Origin of the sequence: Methylobacterium sp. J-059, from assembly GCF_022829485.1 — a bacterium.
Taxonomy (GTDB): Bacteria; Pseudomonadota; Alphaproteobacteria; order Rhizobiales; family Beijerinckiaceae; genus Methylobacterium.
Window position 1 is genome coordinate 15,094 of record NZ_JAKSYA010000158.1, and the last position, 18,867, is coordinate 33,960.

General features: G+C 71.2%; 15 protein-coding genes and 1 tRNA gene. 10 read left to right on the plus strand and 6 right to left on the minus strand.

Features of this window, described 5'->3' with window-relative positions; translation table 11 throughout:
- Window positions 1–120 precede the first annotated feature (120 nt).
- From MKK55_RS23715 to MKK55_RS23725, 3 genes are all read left to right on the plus strand, one after another.
- On the plus strand, window positions 121–1,548 hold the full coding sequence (locus MKK55_RS23715) for an O-antigen ligase family protein (protein ID WP_243937930.1): 1,428 nt from the start codon (window positions 121–123) through the stop codon (window positions 1,546–1,548).
- Between the two features lie 89 nt (window positions 1,549–1,637).
- Window positions 1,638–2,942, plus strand: a complete 1,305-nt coding sequence (locus MKK55_RS23720; RefSeq protein ID WP_243937932.1) for a right-handed parallel beta-helix repeat-containing protein — start codon at window positions 1,638–1,640, stop codon at window positions 2,940–2,942.
- Window positions 2,943–3,478: 536 nt separating this feature from the next.
- Complete coding sequence (locus tag MKK55_RS23725) at window positions 3,479–4,513, plus strand: glycosyltransferase family 2 protein (protein ID WP_243937933.1); 1,035 nt, start codon at window positions 3,479–3,481, stop codon at window positions 4,511–4,513.
- Window positions 4,514–4,620: 107 nt separating this feature from the next.
- Here MKK55_RS23725 and MKK55_RS23730 read toward each other — a convergent pair whose 3' ends face one another.
- Both MKK55_RS23730 and MKK55_RS23735 read right to left on the minus strand, forming a co-directional pair.
- Window positions 4,621–5,778 carry a GNAT family N-acetyltransferase gene (locus MKK55_RS23730; protein WP_243937934.1) on the minus strand — a complete coding sequence of 386 codons (1,158 nt, stop codon included), beginning with the start codon at window positions 5,776–5,778 and terminating at the stop codon, window positions 4,621–4,623.
- Entirely contained in the window at window positions 5,775–7,070 is a 1,296-nt protein-coding gene (locus tag MKK55_RS23735) for a lipopolysaccharide biosynthesis protein (RefSeq protein ID WP_243937935.1), read from the minus strand. The genes MKK55_RS23730 and MKK55_RS23735 overlap by 4 nt, the downstream gene beginning before the upstream one ends.
- Window positions 7,071–7,235: 165 nt before the next feature.
- Here MKK55_RS23735 and MKK55_RS23740 point away from each other — a divergent pair, with 165 nt between their 5' ends.
- A complete protein-coding gene (locus MKK55_RS23740; protein ID WP_243937936.1) occupies window positions 7,236–9,389 on the plus strand; it encodes a cellulase family glycosylhydrolase in 2,154 nt (717 codons plus the stop codon).
- A 29-nt stretch (window positions 9,390–9,418) separates the two neighbouring features.
- Complete coding sequence (locus MKK55_RS23745) at window positions 9,419–10,717, plus strand: acyltransferase family protein (RefSeq protein ID WP_243937937.1); 1,299 nt, start codon at window positions 9,419–9,421, stop codon at window positions 10,715–10,717.
- A gap of 263 nt (window positions 10,718–10,980) precedes the next feature.
- Here MKK55_RS23745 and MKK55_RS23750 read toward each other — a convergent pair.
- Window positions 10,981–11,055: transfer RNA gene (locus MKK55_RS23750), tRNA-Glu, on the minus strand.
- A 236-nt stretch (window positions 11,056–11,291) separates the two neighbouring features.
- Here MKK55_RS23750 and rlmB point away from each other — a divergent pair.
- Window positions 11,292–12,251 (plus strand): 23S rRNA (guanosine(2251)-2'-O)-methyltransferase RlmB, encoded by a 960-nt coding sequence (gene rlmB / locus MKK55_RS23755; RefSeq protein WP_243937939.1) that lies wholly within the window; start codon window positions 11,292–11,294, stop codon window positions 12,249–12,251.
- A gap of 50 nt (window positions 12,252–12,301) precedes the next feature.
- On the opposite strand, the gene purD is transcribed toward rlmB, so the two are convergent.
- Window positions 12,302–13,582 carry a phosphoribosylamine--glycine ligase gene (gene purD / locus MKK55_RS23760; RefSeq protein ID WP_147841946.1) on the minus strand — a complete coding sequence of 427 codons (1,281 nt, stop codon included), beginning with the start codon at window positions 13,580–13,582 and terminating at the stop codon, window positions 12,302–12,304.
- A 131-nt stretch (window positions 13,583–13,713) separates the two neighbouring features.
- On the opposite strand from purD, the gene xseA reads away from it, so the two are divergent.
- On the plus strand, window positions 13,714–15,396 hold the full coding sequence (xseA, locus tag MKK55_RS23765; protein ID WP_243937940.1) for an exodeoxyribonuclease VII large subunit: 1,683 nt from the start codon (window positions 13,714–13,716) through the stop codon (window positions 15,394–15,396).
- A 35-nt stretch (window positions 15,397–15,431) separates the two neighbouring features.
- Here the strand turns inward: xseA and MKK55_RS23770 are convergent, their stop codons facing one another.
- On the minus strand, window positions 15,432–16,181 hold the full coding sequence (locus tag MKK55_RS23770; RefSeq protein ID WP_243937941.1) for a GNAT family N-acetyltransferase: 750 nt from the start codon (window positions 16,179–16,181) through the stop codon (window positions 15,432–15,434).
- A gap of 156 nt (window positions 16,182–16,337) precedes the next feature.
- Here MKK55_RS23770 and MKK55_RS23775 point away from each other — a divergent pair, with 156 nt between their 5' ends.
- From MKK55_RS23775 to MKK55_RS23785, 3 genes are all read left to right on the plus strand, one after another.
- Complete coding sequence (locus MKK55_RS23775; RefSeq protein WP_243937942.1) at window positions 16,338–16,940, plus strand: PAS domain-containing protein; 603 nt, start codon at window positions 16,338–16,340, stop codon at window positions 16,938–16,940.
- 147 nt (window positions 16,941–17,087) lie between these two features.
- Complete coding sequence (locus MKK55_RS23780) at window positions 17,088–17,315, plus strand: DUF4170 domain-containing protein (protein WP_147728057.1); 228 nt, start codon at window positions 17,088–17,090, stop codon at window positions 17,313–17,315.
- Between the two features lie 171 nt (window positions 17,316–17,486).
- Window positions 17,487–18,431 carry a ribose-phosphate pyrophosphokinase gene (locus MKK55_RS23785; RefSeq protein ID WP_147728058.1) on the plus strand — a complete coding sequence of 315 codons (945 nt, stop codon included), beginning with the start codon at window positions 17,487–17,489 and terminating at the stop codon, window positions 18,429–18,431.
- A gap of 186 nt (window positions 18,432–18,617) precedes the next feature.
- On the opposite strand, the gene MKK55_RS23790 is transcribed toward MKK55_RS23785, so the two are convergent.
- Window positions 18,618–18,842 (minus strand): hypothetical protein, encoded by a 225-nt coding sequence (locus MKK55_RS23790; RefSeq protein WP_243937943.1) that lies wholly within the window; start codon window positions 18,840–18,842, stop codon window positions 18,618–18,620.
- Window positions 18,843–18,867: the final 25 nt, after the last annotated feature.

Here is an 18,867-nt window from a genome sequence, read left to right on the forward strand (position 1 = left end):
GCCTTCATCGGTCGAGGGCGGCGGCTCGAACCGGATTGGGCCTCCCCCTTCCGGGTCGCGGGAATGACACCGATGCTCCGCCGATCCGCGCGGGCCACGGTGGCATCCTGAGCCGGATCTTTGATCGATCGAACTCGAGCAGGTCTCGCGCAAATGACCTATGCAACCGGACGGGCGCGTGCGTCGCGATGGCCGACCCAGTATTTCGGCGACGCGTATCTTCGATTCGGGTGCTTTGCGCTGCTCGGCTATGCGGTCTTGGGAAAGGGATTCGCCTATCTCGGCGTGCCGCCCCTTTTCGTGGGCGAAATCCTGCTGCTTCTCGGTTTCGTCGCCTGGACCCGAACACGGTGCGTGCTCGCGACCTTCGTGCCGGTGCAGAACCAAATCCTCGCCGGGTTGATGGTCCTGATCGTGATTCGTGCCGCGCCCGACATCGGCATCTACGGCCTCGACACGATCCGCGACAGCATGCTCGTCTTCTACGGGCTGTTCGCGTTCTTCGTCACCGCGCTCCTGCTGGAGCAGCCGCACCGCATCGACGTCCTCGTGGCCCGATACGCGTCCTTCGCGTGGCTGTATGGGCTGATCGGCGGACCGCTCTTCCTCCTGGCCAAGTACACCAACGACGCTGTGCCGAAGTGGCCATGGTCGGGAACGCCGATGTTCGAGATCAGGCCCGGCGAAGCATCGGTGCACGTCGCAGGCGCTACGATCTTCGTGCTTCTCGGCTTGCGCAAGGTCAGCCTGCCATGGGTCCTGGCGTTGCTGTTCGGGCTGGCCCTGCTGACGCCGAGCCGCGGCGGAATGCTGGCCTGTCTCGTCCCGAGCCTGCTCGCCGCCGTCGTCGGCCGGCAGATGCGGAAGATCGTGCGCATCATGCTCCTGTGCCTGGTCTTTTTCGGGCTGATGGCCGTCCTCGGGATCAAACAGATCGGGCCGCCCAATCCCGACGGATCGCATCGCGAAATCGGGCTCGAGCAGATCGTCGACAATGTCAACAGCATCCTCGGCGAGAGCAAGTCCGCCAATCTCGACGACACCAAGACGTGGCGGTTGCATTGGTGGCAGAGGATCAAGGATTATACGCTGCACGGGCCTTATCTCTGGACGGGCAAGGGTCTCGGGATCAATCTTTCGGTCGTCGATGGGATCAGCAACGCCCGCTCCGACAATCCCCTGCGGAGCCCGCACAACGTCAACATGACGTTCCTGGCGCGGACCGGCGTGCCGGGGGTCTCGCTCTGGATCCTGCTGCTCGCGACCTGGTTCGGTCGATTGCTGTGGGACGTCGTCCAGGCTCGGCGACGCGGGGATATCGACCAGTCGAACGTGCTGCTCTGGATCGTCGCCTACGGTCTCGCGTTCGTGATCGACGCCTCCTTCGACGTCGCTCTCGAGGGCCCGATGCTCGGGATCTGGTTCTGGTGCCTGTTCGGCTTCGGCATCGCGGCATCGATGATCTACCGGATGCCGTACAAGCGGCCGGCTCCCGGGTCCGCGAGAAGATCATTCGCTTTCGACGCCCTCTCGGGCGCCGCGAAATAGCAACGGGCGACGGGACGTGCCCGTCGGCAAAAGGCCTGTGCCCGGTCTGGCAGGGCACGACGGGAATCCGATTTTCGAGAGCGAATGCGATGCGCGATCAGCGGGCGGCCCTCATCGTCCTTGCCTTCCTGTCCTCGATCTCGGCGCCGGCCGCCGCAGGCTCGGACGAGCATCGCCCGCCGGCGATCGCCGTCGACGTCGATGCTGCGGGCCCCCCCCACAAACCGTCCGGGGGAGCGGCGGAGACGGCCGGGCTGCTCGGACCGGCCGGCCCGAAGGACATCGCCTGCAAGGGAATCCGCGTCCAACCCGGCGCCAGGCTGCAGGAGATGGCGGAAGCGGCAGGCCCGGGTGCTGCCTTCTGCCTTCAGCCCGGTCTCTACCCGGCCCAACATGTCAGCCCGCTCCCGTCGCAATCCTTCACCGGGCTGAAGGGCGCCGTCCTCGATGGTCGGAACGGCGTCCGCCGCGCCTTCGACGGGACCGCCCGCGACGTCGTCATCCGAAACCTCGTGATCCGCAACTATACGGCCGGCAACCAGGATGCGGCCGTCTATGCCGCCCACGGACGCGGCTGGCGCGTCCTCGACAACGAGATCTGCTGCAATGCCGGGATCGGCGTCTCCATGGGCGTCGGCACCGTGGTCTCGGGCAACAGCATCCACCACAATGCCCAGTCGGGCTACGGCACCGCCATGCCCGGTGCGCCGATCGTCGAAAACAACGAGATCGCGTTCAACAATGACCAGAAGAAGTTCGATCCGGCCTTCGAGGCCGGTGGCGGCAAGATCACCTTGAGCGACGGCGCCGTCGTCCGGCACAACTGGGTCCACGACAACCAGGGGCCCGGCATCTGGAGCGATATCGACAACACGAACTATACGGCCGAGTGGAACCTGGTCGAGAACAATTGCTGCGGCGGCATCTTTCACGAAATTTCCTGGACCGCCGCGATCCGGCACAACGTCGTCCGCAACAATTCCGGCGACACGTGCCCTGGCTGGCTCTGGTGCGCCGGCATCATCGTCGCCGCCTCCGGCGCGACCGAGGGCGCCGTGATCGACATCGCCTTCAACACGATCGTGTCCGACGGCGCGACGAAGGGCAACGGCATCGCCCTGATCCAGCAATCCCGGCAGGCGGGAAAATTCGGGACCTATCTGCTGCGCAACATCTCCATTCACGACAACACGATCGACGTGTCGGCGGGAGGCAGCAGCGGCGCCGTTCAGGACACGGGCGATCTCAGAATTTTTTCCGATCGAAGCATCCGCATGGATCGGAACATCTACATCGTCGGCCCCAACCGCAGCCCTTTCTCCTGGGCGAACGAGACCGGTGGGCGGGACCTGATGACAGCACACGGCCAGGAGCTGTCGGGCACGTTTCGCTGAACCGCGGATCGGCCCGACACAGGGCCGACGCGCACGCGGGCTTGCGCCAAGTCCGGCGCGGCAGCGCGACCGGCCGCGGCCCGATCGAAATGGATCGACCCATGGCGACCATGGCGGACGGACGCATGGTCGCCGCTGCGGTCAAGCGACTCGGCACGCATGATCCGCACTCGCCTCCCGTGCCTGCCTGCCTATCGTGATCCCCCGCGCGTCTTCGGCCCGGCAATCCCGTGCCGCCACCCGGATCTGTGGATCGCGCCGGAGCCGAGCGGTCGGCGTCGCAGCCGAACGGTCGGCCGCAGGTCGATGTGACGTCTGCGTTCGAGATCGACCGGGAGGCTGCCAAAGGTTCGCCCCTGCGGTGGGCCCGGCCGCCGAAAACGGTGATGGGCGATTTGGCTCCTGTCAGGCAGCAAGAATTCCTATAAGCGGATGGGTCGAGGGCCCGCTTCGGGCGTGGGCAGGCGGGGGGGCGACACGGCGCTCCGCAGGCAGCCCGACGGTAAGGCGACGCGTGGCGGGGCGTGAGAGCTGCAATGACGGTCTCGGTGATTCTCAAAGCACTGAACGAGGAAGCGCGGATCGGGGGAGCCCTCGCGAGCGTCGTGGCAGCGCTCGACGGGATCGGCGGCGAGATCATCCTGGCCGACGGCGGCTCCCGCGACGGGACGGTCGGCGTCGCCTCGGCCTTCCCGGTCCGGGTGGTCCAGCTCGATTCCGCCGTCCGGCCGAGCTGCGGGATCGGTCCGCAACTCGGCTTTCAGTACAGCCGGGAGCCGTTCGTCTGCCTCATGGACGGGGACATGCTGCTCGACCCCAGCTTCCTGCGGGAGGCGCTCGCCTATCTGCAGGCGCATCCCTCCTGCGCGGGCGTGACCGGGCATGTCGCGGAAATGAACGACACCAGCCTCGAATACGTACGGCGCGGGCGCCGCGCCGCGCCGGAGAACCGGACCGGATCGATCGACCGCATGAACGGGGGCGGTCTCTACCGCCGCGCAGCCCTGCTGCAGGTCGGGTATCTGTCGGACCGCAACCTGCACGGATACGAGGAGTTCGACCTCGGTCTGCGGCTGCGGGCGGGCGGCTGGGGCCTGCATCGGCTCGACCGGCGCTTCGTGAGCCATTTCGGGCACGCCGTCGACGCCTACGCCCTGCTCGTCCGGCGCTGGAAATCCGGCTATCTCCGCGGCATCGGCGAAGTTCTTCGGGCAGCGCTCGGCACGCCGCGCTGGGGGCGGCTCGTGCGCGAGCTGCCCGAGCTGAAGCTCTGGGCCGCGGTCTACCTGTGGCTGATCCTGATGCTGGCCCTCCCGTTCCTGGCCCCGCACCCCTGGCTCGGGCTCGGTCTCGATCTCGCTCTCGTCGTCGGCGTGGTCGGCCTGATGGCATGGCGTCAGCACAGCCTGCGGCTCGGGCTCTACGCGGTCGTCGCCTGGATCTTCCATGCCGCGGCGTTGCCCCTCGGCTTCCTCCGGCGACGGCAAGCGCCGCAGGCCTGGATCGAGAGCCGCATCCTGCAGGATGTCGTCGCGGCACGTCCGCCCGCCCGTGCCGGGTCGGACGCGTGAGCGGGACGCTCCGAGGCGCGTCGCCGGTCGCACCGCGGCAGGCTCGGCGGACGTCCCAGAGCATTTTCGAGCGAGGTGGATCCCGGCTCGCGTGAAGAAAATGCTCTCTAGAAGTCCGACATCAGGCGGCTCCAATCCTCGCCTGCCAAGCCGCCGATGTAGATGTCGCCCCGCTTCGCCGCGGCGGCGATGTCGGCATGCCGCGTCAGCACGCACACGAAGGCGCGATGCCGGAAGCCGACGCCGCGCTGGTGGGCGAGGCCGTGCATGAGCGCGGGCTGCGCGTGCCCGATCGCCTCGGTGCAGCCGGCCTCGTCGAGGTGACGCAACATCGCGTGCAGGATCGCGGCTTCCTGCGCGGGGCGGGCCAGCACGTTGAGGACCCGGGCGGGCCGGCCCGCCGCACCGTGATAGACGAAGCAGCCGACGACCGCCCCGCATCGGTTCACGACACGGCGGATCGCCAGGGGGCCGCGGCGACGATTCTGCTCCGCCATCGCGACGAACCAGGCGAGCTCGGGCCGCGACCAGCGCGGGCGGACCGCATGATGCGCGATCAACCCGGGCGCATGGTCGAGGAAGTCGTCGACCGTCATCGGCTCGACCCGCACGTCCGGTCGGCACGGTCGAGCCGAGCGGCCGCGGACGGCTCGGATCGCCGCGTCGAGCGGCCAGGCGAGCGGCCCGAGCGGCGGCTCCCACCGACGCAGCGTCCTGCGCACGACGCGACCGAGCGCGGCCTCGGCGGGGCGGAAGGTCCGGATCCATTCCAGGTTCTGGATCGGCACGATTGTGCCGCCCACGGCCTGGAAATGCTTCAGGCTCGTCGGGGAGGAGGAATCGTTGAAGGCCAGATCCTGATGCCGCGCCCGCATGGCCAGGCTGATCTTGGCGGCGCCGGCCGCGTCTTTCGATCTGTCCGTCATGAAGGCCGAGAACAGGCGTCCCGCGACGTCCCGCTCGCCCACGCGGAACGCGACGTGGACGGAGGGCAGCGCGCTAGTGATGCGGCCGTCGCACCGCTCGTAGACGCAGCTGCCCGTCTCGCGGGTCTGGCCCGGCGCGCCGAAGGCGAGCGTGCGGAGATAGGCCAGAAGGTCCGGTCCCGGCTCCGCCTCGATGCCCCGGAAGTGGCGGAGGAAGAGCCGGCCGACCGCCGCGACGTCCGCGATCTCCATCGGCCTGAGACGGCCCTCGCCCCGTCCGCCCGCCGGCCGGTCGTGCAAAGCGGTTGCTCCCGGGCTCCGGTCCGGGTGCGTCGTCATGCGGCCGCGCTCAGGGCGCGCCCGCGGCTCCGTGCGGCCAGGCTCAGCAGGACGAGCCAGGCCGCCGCCGCGGTTCCCGCCTCGATCGCGTAGAGGGCGACGATCGCGCCCGACGGCCCGGCGAGCCACGAGGCCGCGGCGATGAGGCCGCCCCCCAGAAGGTTGACGGTGCTCAGGATCATCGCGCGAGCCCCCTGGCGGCCGGAGGCGCCGAGCAGGTCGATCGCCACCGACCAGACGGCGATCAGGGCGATCGTGCCGGAGAGGCAGCGGACGAAGAACGTGACCTCGTCGTAGGCGCGGCCGAACGCGAGGCCGAGCCAGGGCGCCAGCAGGAAGAGCAGGAACGCCGTCCCGCTCCCGAGAACGACCGCTCCGACGAGCACCCGGCCCGCATCCGGCAAGGCGCGGTGCAGCCCGTCGCGGCTGGCGCGCACGAAGCGCCGGTAGACCAGGCGGTTCATCGAAACGATCGTGATGTAGCTGCTGTCCATGATGCGCCGGGCCACGCCGTAGCTGGCCACGGTCTCGATCGAGGCGAACAGGCCGACGACGAAGAGGTCGGCGTTCTGGCGCAGGGCCCGCATCGCGAACTGGGAGCTGAACAGGAGGCCCGGGCGCAACTCCTCGCGCAGGATGACCGCGCGCGGACGCCCGAGCGGGAGCAGCCACGCGGCGCAGAGCAGCGCGTAGAGGAGGTTGCCGCAGAACTGCCAGGCCGCCCATCCGGCGAGCGTATCGACGCCGAAGACGGTGCAGGCCAGCGCCGCCGTCGCCGTGCGGGCCAGCGCGAAGCCCACGACGGACCGATTCGCCGCCGCTTCCCGTCCGAGGCCGAGGTAGATGGTCTCGACCAGCAGGATCGCCCGCACGAGCAGGATGTTCGTGACGAGCAGGAGCACGATGCTCGGCAGACCGAGGCCCGGACCGGTCTGCATCGTCAGCCAGAATGACAGCCCCGCCGCAGCGAGCGGGACGAGGACGGCCGCGCTGAGCCCGATCAGCAGCAGGTTGTGTCCCAGGAGATCGGGATAGCGCTCCGGTGCCTGCACGATCCGCCGGAACAGGCTGTCCGAGGCTCCGAGGCCGCAGATCTGAATGCCGATGGCGCTGATCGCCGCGACCTGGACGAACAGCCCGAACTCGACCGGCCCGAGCGCACGCGCAAGCATCGCGAACGTTGCGAGCTGGGCGATGCTGACCGACGCCAAAGCTCCGCCCGACATCGCGTAGCTGGAGAATATTGGTTTCAGCGAGATCGCTCTTCCCATCGTCGTCTTATGCCAAGACATCTGAATTCCTCCAGCACAACCAGCAGTTATTACCATACATCTCAAGCGAGCATCGCCGGACCAACCGGTATATTAACGTTATATTCTTGACTCCCGGCGATCTTATAGCCGAACAAACCAGCCAAACGCTTAAGATCGACGCACACGCTGCCAGGGCCGAGAGAGATGTACAGGGTGACCGAGAGCGCCCAGCTTTGGATCGGCGACGCGACGCCCGCGCCGGCGCGCGACGTCCCCCCGCGGGCGGCTCGCCCCGCGCGCACGCCCCGTGCGCCGGATCTGGCCGAGGTGAGCGGATGGCTGCTGCGCCGCTGGGCCTGGCTTCTCGTCGCGACGCTGCTCGGAGGCCTCGCGGGCTACCTGTTCACCCGCTCGGTCACCCCGCGCTTCACCGCGACGACGGACCTGGTCGTGGCACCGTCGAACCTTCGGGTCGTCACCAACGATCTCTACGCGCAGAACCTGCAGAGCGACGCGCAGATCCTCGACGTCGAGAGCAAGATGCGGGTCGTGACGTCGAGCAACGTCCTGCGTCGCGTCGCGGACAGGCTCGCCCTCGCGAACGCCCCCGAGTTCAACAGAAAGCCCGCGCTGATCGACGTCGGCGCGATGCTCGGCCTCGATCCGGAGGCCGGCTCCGGCCCGTCCGACCGGTCCGTCGCCGCCGCGCTCGGCGAGCGGATCAAGGTCGTCCGCCAGGAGCGGTCCTACGTGGTGACCGTTTCGGTCTGGGCGAGCACGGCGGATCTCTCGGCCAAGCTCGCGGACGCGATCGCGGAGGCGTTCCGGGACGAGATCGCGCGGGGCGACGCGGAACGGGTCGGGCTGGCGGCGGAGAGCCTCTCCGATCGCCTCGGCCTGCTGAAGGCCAAGGTCGAGGAGGCCGACCGGAAGGTGGAAGCCTTCCGCAGCGCGCACGGGTTGCTGCAGGTCGCCGGCGGCGAGCTCACCAGCACCCAGGCGATGGACCGCATGAGCGTCAAGGTGACGGACGCGCACGCACGCCTGGCCGAAGCGGAGGCGCGCTACCGTGCGGTCTCTCGCGCGCTCGACAAGTCGGGCTCGCAGGCCGGCGCGGTTCAGTCGTCGGCCCTGACCGGGCTGCTCGGGGAGGATGCCGCCCTGCGCCGGCAGGTCGCGTCCCTGTCGCAGACCTTCGGCCCGCGCCATCCCCGTCTTCCGCCGCGGCATCGGCGTCTCGCACGCGCTCGGCTGGGCGGAGGTCGGAGCGAGCGGATCGTACGCCGAGCCGCCCTTCGCGGAGCCGCGCTTTCGGTTCGGCGCGGAGCAGATGGGGGCGATCCGGCAGGCGGGCTTCGACTTCGTGCGTCTCGTCGTCGATATCGGCCCGTTCCTGGCCCTCACGGGCGCGCAACGCGACAGACTGGACGACCATCTCCTCGGCATCGTCGGTGCGCTGCTCGACGCGGATCTGGGCGTCGTCGTCGATCTGCATCCGAGCCGGATGCACCCGGCCTATCGCCCGGACGCGCTCACCGGCGGCGTCGACACGCCGCCGTTCAAGGCCTGCTGGCACTCCTGACCCGCTTGTCCGCGCGTCTCGGTTCCCTCGCGGCTGCGCGGGCCCCGGGGCCGCCGCGACTGGCTCTCGAGCTCCTGAACGAGCCGGAGGTCTCGCCCGCGGCGTGGCAGCCGATGCTGGAAGCCGCCTACCGCGCGGCCCGCGCCGGCGCGGCGCGGTTGCCGCTGGTGCTCGGGGGCGGCTCGATGAACGCCGCGACCGCCCTGGAGGCGATCGATCCGCGCCCCTTCGACGGCGACGGCGCGCTGCTCTACACCTTCCATGATTACGAGCCCTGGCAGTTCACGCATCAGGGCCTGCGCGGCAACCCGGCCTACGTCCTCGACGCGGTGCCCTACCCGGCGCCGGCCGCGCCCGAGGCCATGCTGCGGGCGACCGAGGCCCGGATCGCCGGCCTCGCGCTCGACGAGACCGGACGGGAGCAGGCGCGGGCGGCGCCGCACAACCTGGCGGACTACGCCCGTTCCGGATTCGATGCGGCCGCGCTGGAGACGACCTTCGCGCGCGTGACGGCCTGGCGCGCGGCGCGCGGGCTGCCCGTGCACGCGGTGCTGCTCGGGGAGTTCGGCGTCAGCCTCACGCCCTACGGGCGGACCCGGGACGGGGCGGCCGCCCGCGCGCGCTGGCTGCACGACATGCGCACCTGCGCCGAGCGGCACGGCTTCGCCTGGGCCTGCTGGTCCTACGTGGGCCCCGGGGGCTTCGCCCTGGCCGAGAACGAAGCCGGCCCGGGCTTCGACGCGGCCACGCTCCGCGCCCTCGGGCTGGTCCGATGACCCGTCCGGGGAGCACCTGCGCTCGGCCCGTGCCGCAGGAGCGCTTCGCCAACATCGACGGGCTCCGCGCCGTCGCCGCGCTCTGCGTCATGGTCGAGCACCTTGGCGACCTGCTGCGGCAGACCGCCCCGGGAGCCGGGCCGATGCGCGCGGTGGGCACGGCGCTGTCGCAGAGCGTCAGCCTCGGCCGCTACGGCGTCGCGATCTTCTTCCTGATCAGCGGCTTCGTCGTGCCGTTCAGCATCCGCGGCGAGCGCCCGCTGGCGCACTTCGCCATCTCGCGGCTGTTCCGGCTCTATCCGGCTCTCTGGTTCGCGCTGGCCGTCCTCACGGCGACGGCGTGGGTTTCCGGCGAGCCGCCGGCGACGGCGACCGTCCTCGCCAACATGACCATGGCGCCGACGATCCTCGGGCAGCCCTGGCTGTCGCCGATCTACTGGACGCTGTTCGTCGAGCTCGTCTTCTACCTCCTCGTCGCGCTGCTCTTCTCGGCGGGGGCGTTGCGGCGGGTCGGCGTGCTTCTCGCCGTGGCGCTCGGGCTGATCGCCGCCACCGTGCTGCCCGTGACGCTGCGCATCCACGGGCTGGCGAACCTGCCCGTGCAGTATCTCGGGCTTCACCTCGCCTGGCTGTTCGTCGGGCTTCTGCTGCGCCTCGGCATGGTCGAGCGGCGCCGGGGGGGCGATGGGGGCCGTACTCCTCCTCGTCCTCGCGCAGGGGGGCGCCGTCCTGCTGGTGGCCGACTACTCCCTCGCGCGCGCCGACCTGTTCGTCATCGACGGACGCATCCCCGTCATGAGCGCCTACGCGCTCGCGGTGGCCACGTTCTGGATCGCCGTTCGGGCGCGTCGCCCGCGTTCGATGCTGCTCGCCCGGATCGGGCTGATCAGCTACGCGATGTATCTCCTTCACGGGAGCGTGAACGTCGCCATCTATCGCTTGATGCCATTGACGGGATCGATGCCGGACGCGCTGACGATGGCGATCTGCACGCTGTCGACGCTGGGCGTCTCCTGGGCGGTCTACACGCGCATCGAGCGTCCGATGATCCGGTTGGGCCGGCGCCTGTCGCGAGGATCGGCAGACCGCATCCCGCGGGCGGATGTCGTCGCAACGGGCGGTTCCAACACTTAGCCGGTTGCCGAAGAAGGCTGGGGCACGGCTCGCCATCAAGTATCGTCGCGTGTTGGATCCGAGATTTTGACGGCGTCATCCTCACGTCCGCGTGGATGGGCACCCCATGGGCCAGGTTCTCGACGGCAGCGCTGCGGGATCGGCCGACGGCCGGTGGTCGGCGGCGATCAGCTCGAGCGGTCGCGCTTCCATGAGGCCATCTGCAAGGGTGGTCCGCCGAGAACGACCGCTTCACGTCAGATCCGCTCGGCCAAATGCCGGGACCAAACACCGGGCGCCGATGCGCGAGGCCGTGACGCCCGGTGAGATCCCGTTCCGCAAGGCCTGGCTTCAGGCGATCGTCGATCGCGTCGAAGGCGATGTCATCTGGATCGATGGGGACGAGGCGCACCGCGAAGCCGTCATCGCGGGCGGCGATGCTCACATCGCACCCGGTGTTCGCAGTTCTGTACGGAAATGGCGCGCCCTGCGGGAGTCGAACCCGCCTCTTCAGCGTGAAAGGCTGACGTCCTAACCGATAGACGAAGGGCGCTGGCGCTGGGCCGAGGTTTCTATAGTCGGGCCACGGGCGGAGGGCAACGGGCGGATCGCGGCTTGTGCGGCGGCGGCGGGCGCGGGCCGGTTTGTCGCGGATGGGGCGGGATGGCGGCGCCGGGCGGGTGCGGCAACTTCGTCCCGCCCGTGCTAACGCTGCCGCTTCGCGCGCCTTGGCGGGGCGCTGTCTTCCTGCGCGGTCGCGCGCAGCACGGGTCTGGAATGGTTGGGCGGATGGCGAGCGAGAGCGATGACGGCGGCGACGGCGGGCGGCCGACCGGGTCCGAGGTGCGAAAGCCCGGCTTCGGCAAGGCCGATCATGGCAAGCCAGGGTATGGGAAGCCCGGCTTCGGCAAGCCGAGCCACGGCAAGCCGAGCCACGGCAAGCCGGGTTACGGCAAGCCCGGCTTCGGAAGACCCGCTTTCGGAAAACCCGGCTTCGGCAAGCCCGCCTACGGTCAGCGGCCGCGGCCGGCCGGGCCGCAGCCGGCGCACGAGGGCGCCGCGGTGATCTACGGGTTCCACCCGGTGGTGCAGGCGATGGGCAATGCCGAGCGGATCCTGCACCGGCTGCTCGCCACCGAGAACGGCGCCGCGCGCCTCGTGGAGGAGCTGGGCACCCTGCGGATCGAGCCCGAGCTGGTGCGGCCGTCCGACATCAACCGGCTGCTCGGGGCGGATGCGGTGCACCAGGGCCTCTACCTCGAGGCGGAACCCCTCGCCTCGCCCGGCCTCGACGCGCTGCCGGCCGACGCGCTGCTGCTGGCGCTCGACCAGATCACCGATCCGCACAATGTCGGGGCGATCGTGCGTACCGCCGCGGCCTTCGGCGTCACAGGCATCGTCACGACCGCGCGCCATGCGCCGGGCGCCACCGGCGTGCTGGCGAAATCCGCCTCCGGCGGCCTGGAGCACGTGCCGTTCCTGGTGGTGCGCAACCTCGCCGAGGCCCTGATCGCCCTCGGCGCGCAGGGCTTCACCCGCATCGGCCTCGATTCCGACGCCGAGACCGGCCTCGACACGCTGACCCCGACGCGGCCGGCGGTGATCGTGCTCGGCGCCGAGGGCAAGGGGCTGCGCGAGCGCACCCGCGCCTGCTGCGACGTGCTCGCCAAGATCCCGTTCACCGGCGAGATCCGCAGCCTCAACGTCTCGAACGCCGCCGCGATCGCCCTCTACGCCCTCGGCCGTTAGTTTGCGATCTGGCGACGCGGGACACACCCGCCTCGCCCGGTCGCAAACGGTCAGATGCCGTGGCCGGCGACCTCGCGGGCGACGGCGCGCCGGCCGATGTCGCGGCGGCAGAACCCTTCCGGCCAGTCGATCCGGGCGACCGCCGCGTAGGCGCGGGCCTGCGCCTCCAGCACGCTGTCGCCGAGCGCGGTGACCGCCAGCACCCGGCCGCCGTCGGCGAGGATGGCCTCGCCCTCGGCCCGGGTCCCGGCCTGGAAAACCAGGGCGCCGTCGCGCTCGGCATCGGCGATGCCGCGGATCGTCGAGCCGCGCACCACCGTGCCGGGATAGCCGGCCGCCGCCATCACCACGGTCAGCGCCGCGCGCGAGGCGTCGAATTCCAGGCAGACGCCGGTGAGGTCGCCGTCGCAGGCCGAGAGCAGCGCCGGCACCAGGTCGGAGGCGAGCCGCGGCATCAGCACCTGCGCCTCCGGGTCGCCGAAGCGGGTGTTGTACTCGATGAGCTTGGGGCCGTCCGCGGTCAGCATCAGGCCGGCATAGAGGATGCCGGTGAACGGCGTGCCGCGCGCGCGCATGCCGTCGAGCGTCGGCTGGATGATCGTCTCCATCACGGTCCGCTCGATCGCCGGCGTGACGATGCCCGCCGGCGAATAGGCGCCCATGCCGCCGGTGTTGGGACCGCGGTCGCCGTCGAAGACCCGCTTGTGGTCCTGCGCCGTGCCCATCGGAATCGCCCGCGTGCCGTCGCACAGGGCGAAGAAGCTCGCCTCTTCGCCGAACAGGCATTCCTCGATCACGACTTCCGCGCCCGCCTCCGCGAACAGCGCCCGCAGCGCGCCCTCGGCCTGCTCCACCGTCTCGGCGACGGTGACGCCCTTGCCGGCGGCGAGCCCGTCGGCCTTCACCACGATCGGGGCGCCCGCGGCGCGCACGTGCGCGAGGGCGGGATCGAGCGCGGCGAAGCGGCCGTAGCCCGCCGTCGGGATGCCGCGCTCGGTGCACAGCTCCTTGGTGAAGCCCTTCGAGCCTTCGAGCTGCGCGGCGGCCTTCGTCGGGCCGAAGGCGCGGATGCCGGCCCGCGTCAGGTCGTCCACGAGGCCGGCGACCAGCGGCGCCTCGGGCCCGATCACGACGAGGCCGATGCGCTCGGCCTCGCAGAAGCTGCGGACCGCGCCATGGTCGGCGACGTTCAGCTCCGGCCGGTTCTCGCCGTGCTGCGCGGTGCCGGGATTGCCCGGCGCCGTGAGCAGCCGGGTGCAGAGCGGGCTTTTCGCGAGGGCATAGGCGAGGGCGTGCTCGCGGCCGCCGTTGCCGATGAGAAGGATGTTCATGCGATCAGGATGTTCCCGAAATCCGGGAGCGGGGAAAGGGCCGTTTCGCACGAAGGCGGGCGTCGTGCACCGGATCCACCGTCGCGCGGCGGCCTTTGACCTCGGCGCCGCGTCCGCATAGCACTCTCGCCATGGCCCTCGTCCCGCCCCCCGCCCCCCGCAGGTCGCCGCCGGCCGCGGACGTCCCGCCCGCGGCCGTGCTGGTCGCCAACCAGCCGGAATGGTCGGTGGGCGACCTCGCCTCGGCGCTCAAGCGTACCCTGGAGGACGCGTTCGGGCACGTGCGGCTGCGCGGCGAGATCTCGGGCTTCCGCGGGCAGCACGGCTCGGGGCACGCCTACTTCTCGCTCAAGGACGGCAACGCCCGCATCGACGCGGTGGTGTGGAAGGGCACCTTCAATCGCCTGCGGCAGAAGCCGCAGGAGGGGCTCGAGGTCGTCGCCACCGGCAAGATCACGACGTTTCCCGGCAAGTCCTCGTACCAGATCGTCATCGAGAGCCTCGAGCCGGCCGGCATCGGCGCCTGGATGGCGCTGCTGGAGGAGCGCAAGCGCGCGCTGGCGGCCGAGGGTCTGTTCGCGGCCGAGCACAAGCGGGCGATCCCGTTCCTGCCGCAGGTCGTCGGCGTGGTGACCTCGCCGACCGGCGCGGTGATCCGCGACATCCTGCACCGGCTGGAAGACCGGTTCCCGCGCCCCGTGCTGGTCTGGCCGGTGCGCGTGCAGGGCGACGGCGCGGCCGACGAGATCGCCGCCGCCATCCGCGGCTTCAACGCGCTGCCGGCCGGCGGCGCGATCCCGCGGCCGGACGTGCTGATCGTCGCCCGCGGCGGCGGCTCGATCGAGGACCTGTGGGCGTTCAACGAGGAGGCGGTGGTGCGCGCCGCCTTCGAGGGCCGGATCCCGCTGATCTCGGCAGTCGGGCACGAGACCGACACCACGCTGATCGACTTCGTCTCCGACCGGCGCGCGCCGACGCCGACCGGCGCCGCCGAGATGGCGGTGCCGGTGCGGGGCGATCTGCTGGTCACCCTCGACGACCTGACCCGCCGCCGCCGCGGCGCGGTGGAGCGCAAGCTCGACCGACTCGGCGCGGATTTCCGCTCGGCGCTGCGGGCGATGCCCGGTGCCGACGCGTTCCTGGCGGCCAAGCGCCAGCGGCTCGACCTCGCCGAGGCCCGGCTCGCGCCGGCGCTCGCGGGCAACGCCCGCGCCTTCCGCGAGCGGTTCTCGCGCCTGCTCGACCGGCTCGTGCGGCATCCGCCGGAACTGGTTCTGGCCCGGGCGCGGGCGCGGCTCGCGGCGATCGACCATCGGCCGCGCCAGGCGCTCGCCAACCACGCGACCCGCAAGGGCGACGCGCTCGCCGCGCTGAGCCACCGGCTGGTTGTCGCGCGGACGACGACGCTGCGCCGGGCCGAGACCGAGACCGCCCGGTCGCGCGAGCGGCTGGCCGCGTCGCACGCGCGGATGGTGCAGGCCGGGGCCGGGCTGATCGAGCGCCGCAGCGCCCGACTCGAACGGGCCGGCGGCCTCCTCGGCAGCCTCGGCTACCGCGCCGTGCTCGCCCGCGGCTACGTGCTGGTCCGCGACGGCGCGGGCGCGGCGCTGCGCTCCGGCCTCGGATTGCCGGCGGGCACGCCCGTGACGCTGCAGTTCGCCGACGGGCTCGTGGCGGCCAGGACCGAGGGGGAAGCGGCCGCACCCGCGCCGGAGGGCGCCCCGCCGGCGCGGAAGCGCGCCCCGCGCCGGGCCAAGGCCGCGCCGGCCGCACCCGCACCGACCGCCGCGCAGGGCTCGCTGTTCGAGGCGTAGATCCCGACGACAAAAGACCCGGCGATCGCGCGGGCTCAGCCCGGCCGGCGGTAGTGGTAGCGCAGCAGCTCGGTGCGAAATCCGAGACCGTCGTAGAGCGCGCGGGCGGCTTCGTTCTCGGCCACCACCTGGAGGCAGGCGCCGGTCGCGCCGTTGGCGCGGGCCCAGCGCATCAGGGCGCCGACGGTGCGGCGGGCGTGGCCCTGCCCGCGCAGCCGCTCCGGCGTCGCGACGGACTCGATCACCGCGAGCGATCCGCAGATCACCGCGTAGCCCATCGAGGCGGTCTCGCCCGCCCGCTCCAGGGCGGCGAAGGCGCGGGGGCCGCGGATGCGGCCGGTCATCGCGGCGTAGATCGCGGCGGCCTCCGCGCCCGCGCCGGCAAGCCGGGCGCGGAGCGCGAGCCAGCCGGCGTCGGGCACCGGCACCAGCCGCACGCCCGGATCGAGCCCGGCCGGCACCCCGTCGAGGGCGGCGAACAGGGTGAGCGCATGGCCTTCCGCGCCGTAGCCCCGGTCCGCGAGCGGTTGGTCGAGCTCCGGCGCGAGGCTGACCACCCGCACGATCGCCGGCTGGCCGAGCGCCGCGTATTCGCGCTCGCAGGCCGCGATCGCCGTGGCGGCGGGCCCGCGCGGCCCGCGGGTGGGATTGAGCGAGTTCGTCCGCCGGGTCGGCCCGCCCGAGGCGCGCAGCAGCCATCCGTCGAGGTGATCTTGACGGGTCGCGGGCCATGCGTCGCGGCAGGCCGCTTCCGCCGTCCAAGCGAGGTCGTCGTGCTGTGACATGCCTTGTCCGCGGGCTGCCGGGGGGGCGGTTCCTATCACGGACGGAGGCGGACCCGACCGCCCAGACTCTTAACGTGTGGTTGTATCGACGAAGTCGAAACCGTATGTGATTTGTTGCTCGACGTTTCCGATCCTCATGACACCTTTGGCAGGCCGATGGAATTCGACGGCATCGACGAGAGAGGACATGCGGCGGAAGAGCTGCATGCCGCCCTCCAGGCGTCGGGCGTCGTCGGCACCTGGGACTGGAACCCGGTCACGCGTCGCGTGCGCTACGACCGGGGGGCCGCCGAGCTCCTGGCGGGCGACGCCGCTTTGGCCGGGCGCGAACTCGAGTTCGACGAGGCGGTCGCCGGCTTCCACCCCGACGACCTGCCGTGGATGACGACCGAGGTGCAGCGCGCGATGCGCGTCGGCGGCCTCGTGCTGGCGGAGTACCGCGCCGGGATGCTCTCCGGGCAGCCGCGCTGGGTCCTGAGCCGCGGGCGGGTCTTCCACGATCCGCATGGCCGGCCCGTGCGCAGCACCGGCATCCTAATCGACATCACCGAAGGGCGGAAGGCCGAGGCCGGCTACGTGGTGGCCGCTCCGGATCCGGAGCAGGAGGCGCCGCTGCTGCGCGCCGCCGACCTCTGCATCGCGCTGCACGCCGCGGTCGCCGAGAGCGGGTCCGAGGCCCTGCGCGGCATGACCGACCGGCTGCTGTTCCAGATCGGCCGCGAGATCGCGCGGGCCGAGCGCGAGGCCTCCCGGCACTGATGGCGTCGGCCCGGCAGGTCTGCGCTTGGCGGGTCCGCGCCGGGCGGGCTTGACGGCGGCGATGGGGTTTGCGACGCGCCCGGCGATGCCGCGCCCTGCGGCACGCGTCCTGCCTGAGGGCGTGCGTGCCGCGACCAGGAGAGACCCGTGACCACGACGATCGCCAGCGACCAGCTGCTCCACCTCGTCTTCGGCGGCGAGCTCGAGGACATCGAGGGCATCCGGTTCAAGGACCTCGCCGGCCTCGACATCGTCGGCATCTTTCCCGACTACGCCTCGGCCAAGGCGGCGTGGCGCGCCAAGGCCCAGGCCACCGTCGACAGCGCACAGACCCGGTACTTCGTCGTCCACCTCCACCGCCTGCTGGAGCCGTAGGGCGCCGGCTGTGCAGAGCGCGGGCCGGCGCGGCGCCGGCCATTGTGACGGTTCGACCGCGCTGATAAGAGCCCGATCGACGCGGATGCCGACGGGCCTGTCGATCGGCCGGTCGTTCCAGGTCTTCAGGACGTGTCTCGGCCCGAGACCCCAAATGTTGAGCCCGCAGGCATGAAGTCTTCGATCAAGATCATCGCCGGCAATGCGAGCCGGCCCTTGGCGGAGGCGATCGCCGGATACCTGGAACTGCCGCTCGCCAAGTGCATGGTCCGGCGCTTCGCCGACATGGAGATCTTCGTTGAGATCCAGGAGAACGTGCGCGGCGAGGACGTGTTCATCGTCCAGTCGACCTCCTACCCGGCCAACGACCACCTGATGGAGCTGCTGATCATGATCGACGCCGCGCGTCGGTCCTCGGCGCGGCGCATCACGGCGGTGATCCCGTATTTCGGCTACGCCCGGCAGGACCGGCGCACCTCCGGCCGCACCCCGATCTCGGCCAAGCTCGTCTGCAACCTGATCACCGAGGCCGGCGCCGACCGGGTGCTGACGCTCGACCTCCATGCCGGCCAGATCCAGGGCTTCTTCGACATCCCGACCGACAACCTGTTCGCCGCCCCGGTGATGGTGCGCGACATCAAGGAGCGGCTGACGAGCACCGACCGCATGGTGGTCTCGCCCGACGTCGGCGGCGTGGTCCGCGCCCGCGCGGTCGCCAAGCGCATCGACGCGTCGCTGGCCATCGTCGACAAGCGCCGCGAGCGCGCCGGCGAGTCCGAGGTGATGAACATCATCGGCGACGTCGAGGGCCGCTCCTGCATCCTCGTCGACGACATCGTCGATTCCGGCGGCACCCTCGTCAACGCGGCCGAAGCCCTGCTCAACGCCGGCGCCAAGGAGGTCTCGGCCTACATCACCCACGGGGTGCTCTCGGGCGGCGCGGTCTCGCGCATCGCCGCCTCCCGGATGAAGGAGCTGGTGATCACCGACTCGATCCAGCCGACGCAGGCCGTCAAGCTCGCCCGCAACATCCGCGTCGCGACGATCGCCCCGCTGCTCGGCGAAGCCATCGGCCGGACTGCGACCGAGGCCAGCGTGTCGAGCCTGTTCGACTGAGCCTTTGCCGGGCGGCCCGACGAAGGACGCCCTCCCCCATCCATCCCCCTCATCCTGAGGCGCCGCAGCGAAGCGGAGGCCTCGAAGGAGCCCTCCAGCCTTCGCCGCGGGTTCTGGAGGGCTCCTTCGAGGCCCGCTGACGCGGGCACCTCAGGATGAGGGAGATGGATGGGACGAATGCTCGTCTCAGCCGTCCCGCTCACGCACGAAGCCCCGCGAGATCAGCCGGCTGCGCTCGCGCGCCCGGCGGTCGGCTTCGAGCAGGTCGGAGAGCGCGTCGGCGATGACGCAGCGCAGGGCGAGGTAGGCGTCGCCCGCGCTGGTGAGGAGGTAGGCGCGGGCGATGTCCTCGACCGGGCAGCTGGCGGGCGGCAGGTCGGCCCGGCGGGCGGGAGCGGAGGCGACGGGCATGGGGTGCGACTCGTTTGAGAACATA

Coding starts and splice junctions, on each gene's coding strand:
- MKK55_RS23775 (WP_243937942.1), top strand. CDS start 16,338: ATGGAATTCGACGGCATCGACGAGAGAGGACATGCGGCGGAAGAGCTG.
- MKK55_RS23720 (WP_243937932.1), top strand. CDS start 1,638: ATGCGCGATCAGCGGGCGGCCCTCATCGTCCTTGCCTTCCTGTCCTCG.
- MKK55_RS23770 (WP_243937941.1), bottom strand. CDS start 16,181: ATGTCACAGCACGACGACCTCGCTTGGACGGCGGAAGCGGCCTGCCGC.
- MKK55_RS23725 (WP_243937933.1), top strand. CDS start 3,479: ATGACGGTCTCGGTGATTCTCAAAGCACTGAACGAGGAAGCGCGGATC.
- MKK55_RS23735 (WP_243937935.1), bottom strand. CDS start 7,070: ATGTCTTGGCATAAGACGACGATGGGAAGAGCGATCTCGCTGAAACCA.
- rlmB (WP_243937939.1), top strand. CDS start 11,292: ATGGCGAGCGAGAGCGATGACGGCGGCGACGGCGGGCGGCCGACCGGG.
- MKK55_RS23730 (WP_243937934.1), bottom strand. CDS start 5,778: ATGACGACGCACCCGGACCGGAGCCCGGGAGCAACCGCTTTGCACGAC.
- MKK55_RS23790 (WP_243937943.1), bottom strand. CDS start 18,842: ATGCCCGTCGCCTCCGCTCCCGCCCGCCGGGCCGACCTGCCGCCCGCC.
- purD (WP_147841946.1), bottom strand. CDS start 13,582: ATGAACATCCTTCTCATCGGCAACGGCGGCCGCGAGCACGCCCTCGCC.
- xseA (WP_243937940.1), top strand. CDS start 13,714: ATGGCCCTCGTCCCGCCCCCCGCCCCCCGCAGGTCGCCGCCGGCCGCG.
- MKK55_RS23785 (WP_147728058.1), top strand. CDS start 17,487: ATGAAGTCTTCGATCAAGATCATCGCCGGCAATGCGAGCCGGCCCTTG.
- MKK55_RS23740 (WP_243937936.1), top strand. CDS start 7,236: ATGTACAGGGTGACCGAGAGCGCCCAGCTTTGGATCGGCGACGCGACG.